This is a genomic window from Phyllobacterium sp. P5_D12 (genome assembly GCF_054049495.1).
On the sequence record NZ_JBFUMG010000471.1, the window covers coordinates 1 to 3487 of the forward strand.

General features: G+C 58.9%; 2 protein-coding genes. One reads left to right on the plus strand and one right to left on the minus strand.

Annotation, left to right across the window (positions count from 1 at the left end):
* Nucleotides 1–277: 277 nt before the first annotated feature.
* Nucleotides 278–1105: an AraC family transcriptional regulator gene (locus ACXJ5O_RS21970; RefSeq protein WP_457301745.1), complete on the plus strand. Its 828-nt coding sequence runs from the start codon at nt 278–280 to the stop codon at nt 1103–1105.
* Here the strand turns inward: ACXJ5O_RS21970 and metH are convergent.
* Nucleotides 1090–3487, minus strand: a 2398-nt coding sequence (gene metH, locus ACXJ5O_RS21975) for a methionine synthase (RefSeq protein WP_457301746.1), incomplete at its 5' end; no start/stop codon positions are given. The two genes, ACXJ5O_RS21970 and metH, sit on opposite strands and share 16 nt — an antisense overlap.

Consider the following 3487-nt stretch of genomic DNA (forward strand, 5'->3'; position numbering starts at 1 on the left):
CCATAATTTTGTTTGAGCATCGGATAGATAGCTGCAAGCAGCGATTGCATCATGTCATTGAGGAAATGGCAGAAGCTGACAGCAAAAATGATGGCGAAGACGGTTGTTTCAGCGGAAGTCCGCTGAGCAGGCAAGGCAGTATCGGTCATGGTGTGCGTCCATCGAAGAAAGAGGGCGCACCGCCCAAGCGGTCACCCTTCCTGCGCAACTGATATACCTGTTGCGCGCATCCTGCTTTCGTGGTTTGGTCCAGTTCTTTCGAGTGTGGGCCAAAACGATGCGCTATCAGACATCTGCTGCCCGGAACGCTGCGGGCCTGCGACTTGAGGAGCTGCACAAGGAGCGGCTGGACTGGCTCGAGCAGGCCGAAGGCGACGTTTTTGCGTTGGCGACGGTTTATCCATCCGGGTTCCACATCCCCGATCATCATCACAGCCAATCGCAACTCCTGCACGCCATCAGCGGCGTTGCCATGGTCACGACCAAGTTTGGCCGCTGGATGGTGCCGCCACATCATGCATTATGGCTGCCTGCAGGGACAGAGCATGCGGTCGATATGCTGGGCGATGTCTCGATGCATTCGATCTATGTGCGACCGGACGCGGTGGCAGGGTTGAAACGGCATTTGCACGTGGTTGGGCTGACACCCTTGATGGACAACCTGATCTGTGAGGCGGTGGCGGCGCCTGCCGACGTACACGCCGATCCACGGACAACATTTGTCATGGGGTTGCTGCTGCATGAAATCCCGAACCTTCCGGAACGGCCACTCGGCCTGCCATTCCCGGAAGACCGGCGGCTGGCGGCACTGTGCCGTGGATTCCTCGAAGACCCCTCGCCCCACACAAATATCGACGATTGGGCGGATCGGCTTGGAATGAGCCGGCGTACTTTCACGCGGACATTTCGCCGCGAAACCGGACTCAGCCTTTCAACATGGCGCCAGCAGGCTTGCCTGTTGTCAGCGCTGCCCCGCCTGACCAAGGGTGAGCCGGTGACCAGTGTTGCACTCGACCTCGGCTATAACAGCGTGCCGGCGTTCACCACCATGTTCAAGCGCATGCTCGGCGCGCCTCCCCGGCACTACCTTCATTCGGCCGCCTGAACCCTTGGCCCCGGCACGTAGTTGAGGATCGGCCCGAGCCAGCGCTCGACCTGCTCGACCGGCATTTGCTTGCGTTCCGAATAATCCTCCACCTGATCGCGCTCGACCTTGGCGACGCCGAAATAATAACTTTCCGGATGGCCGATGTAGATGCCTGACACCGAAGAGCCTGGCCACATGGCGAAGCTTTCGGTCAGGCGAACGTTGATCCGGGCTTCCGCGTCAAGGATGCGGAATAGCGTCTCTTTCTCCGTGTGGTCGGGCTGCGCCGGATAGCCTGGCGCCGGGCGGATACCGCGATAGGGTTCACCGATAAGTTCCTCCGGCGCAAGATCTTCGTCGGGCGCATAACCCCAGAATTCCTTGCGCACACGCTCGTGCATTAACTCGGCAAAGGCTTCGGCAAAACGGTCGGCCAGCGCTTTGACGAGGATGGAGGAATAATCGTCATTGGCGCGTTCGAAGCGCTCGGCGATGGCGATTTCCTCGATGCCAGCGGTGACGACGAAAGCTCCCATATAATCCTGAACGCTGCTGTCGACGGGCGCTACGAAATCGCCGAGTGCCACATTCGGCCTTCCATCGCGTTTCGACAATTGCTGGCGGAGCGTATAGAATGTAGCGAGTTCATCCTTGCGTGTTTCGTCCTTAAACACGCGAATGTCATCGCCGACTGCGCCGGCCGGCCAGAGCCCGATGACGGCTTTCGGATTGAACCACTTTTCCGCAATGATCTTCTTCAACATCGCCTGCGCATCATCGAACAATTGACGAGCGGCTTCGCCCTGCTTCGCGTCTTCAAGGATCGCGGGATAGCGGCCCTTCAATTCCCAGGTCTGGAAGAATGGCGTCCAGTCGATATACTTAGCAATTTCCGCAAGATCGTAGTTCTCGAAGACGCGCGTCCCGATGAAACCTGGCTTGGTCGGTTCGTACGAGGTCCAGTCAATCTTGTGAGCATTGGCGCGCGCCTTTGCCAGTGGCAGGCGCTGCTTGTCGGCCTCGTTGCGCGCATGTGCATCTGCAACCTTGATATATTCGGCCTCGATCGCTTCGACGTAACCCGGCTTGGTTTCCTTCGACAGAAGGTTGGATACAACACCCACCGCGCGGCTCGCGTCGGTGACATAGATTGTCTGTCCCTTGTTGTAGCGCGGGTTGATCTTGACAGCTGTATGCACACGGCTGGTCGTTGCGCCGCCGATCAGCAGCGGAATGTCGAAACMCTCGCGCTCCATCTCCGAGGCGACATGCACCATTTCGTCGAGCGACGGCGTGATCAGGCCGGAGAGGCCGATAATATCGACGTTCTGTTCGCGGGCCGTCTGCAGGATCTTGGTTGCMGGCACCATGACGCCGAGATCGATGATCTCGTAATTGTTGCAAGCCAGGACCACGCCGACGATGTTCTTGCCGATATCGTGGACATCGCCCTTGACCGTGGCCATCAACACCTTGCCGGCGCTCTCACGCTCCCCTGTGCCGCCATTGGCAAGCTTCTCCGCCTCCATGTAGGGCAGCAGCAGGGCCACGGCCTGTTTCATGACGCGGGCTGATTTCACCACCTGCGGCAGGAACATCTTGCCGGCGCCGAACAGATCACCGACGACGTTCATGCCGGCCATCAACGGCCCTTCGATCACATGCAGCGGGCGCTCAGCCTCTTTGCGCGCCTCTTCGGTATCGACATCGATGAATTCGGTAATGCCGTTGACCAGGGCATGCTCGATGCGTTTGGCAACACTCCACTCACGCCAGGCGAGATCGCGTTCGCGGGCTTCCTTGCCGGCGGAACCCTTGTAGCGCTCGGCAAGATCAAGCAGCCGCTCAGTCGCATCGCCTCGGCGGTTGAGCACCACGTCTTCGCAGGCTTCGCGCAGTTCCGGATCGATCGACTCATAGACCGCGAGCTGGCCGGCATTGACGATACCCATATCCATGCCGACCTGGATGGCATGATAAAGAAACACTGCGTGCATCGCCTCACGCACCGGCTCGTTGCCCCGGAACGAGAAGGAGAGATTTGAAATGCCGCCGGAAATATGCACATGCGGCAGCGTTTCGACGATCTGTTTCGTCGCCTCGATGAAGGCTACGCCATAGCCATTGTGTTCCTCGATACCCGTTGCAACGGCAAAAACGTTCGGATCGAAGATGATGTCTTCCGGCGGGAAGCCTGCGTCCTTGGTCAGGAGCTCATAGGCGCGTGTACAGATCGCAACTTTCCGCTCCAGCGTATCGGCCTGGCCGTCCGTGTCGAAGGCCATGACGACAACGGCGGCACCATAGGCGCGAACTTTCTTGGCGTGATCGAGAAACGCCTGTTCGCCTTCCTTCATCGAGATCGAGTTGACCAGCGGCTTGCCTTGCACGCACTTCAGG